The organism is Myxococcus sp. CA056, assembly GCF_013336715.1.
Classification (GTDB): Bacteria; Myxococcota; Myxococcia; order Myxococcales; family Myxococcaceae; genus Myxococcus; species Myxococcus llanfairpwllgwyngyllgogerychwyrndrobwllllantysiliogogogochensis.
The window spans coordinates 1-433 of the sequence record NZ_JABUMT010000056.1; the positions used below are offsets into that span (position 1 = coordinate 1).

The following is a 433-nucleotide window of genomic DNA, read 5'->3' on the forward strand; positions in this document are numbered from 1 at the left end:
AGGGCCGTCAGGTTTCTCGGCGTCGAGCCGAGGTCCTTCAGCACCACGGTGCCCGCCTCCGTGCCGTCGCTCGTCCACAGCTCCGTCCCATCCCCGTGCGTCCCATCATTGGCGGCGAAGTAGATCCGCCCCTTGAACTCGAGCAGGGCGTTGGGGGCCGAGCTGGTCGCGCCGGGGAAGATGTCCTTCACGCGCCGGGTCCCGTCGCGGGTTCCATCGCTCCTGATTGAGCGGACGTCAGGGGCGTTCCGCTCAGCTTGGTGGAGCGGCAATCTGGAAGCGCCGGGCCTGGAAACCATCCGTGCAGCGGTTGGAGCGGGCTGTGCGCGGCGAACGCTTGTCCTGTCCCTCCGGTCCGGGGCCGGAGTGCGAGTGGACGGGTACGCGGCGTACCAGACGGCGACGAAGTCGGGCGCGGACGGGCCCGCTTCCG

At 70.0% G+C, this 433-nt stretch carries 1 pseudogene; it reads right to left on the reverse strand.

Features of this window, described 5'->3' with window-relative positions:
• Positions 1-191: pseudogene (locus HUA76_RS46695) on the reverse strand (quinoprotein); the annotation flags it as partial.
• Between the last annotated feature and the right edge of the window lie 242 nt (positions 192-433).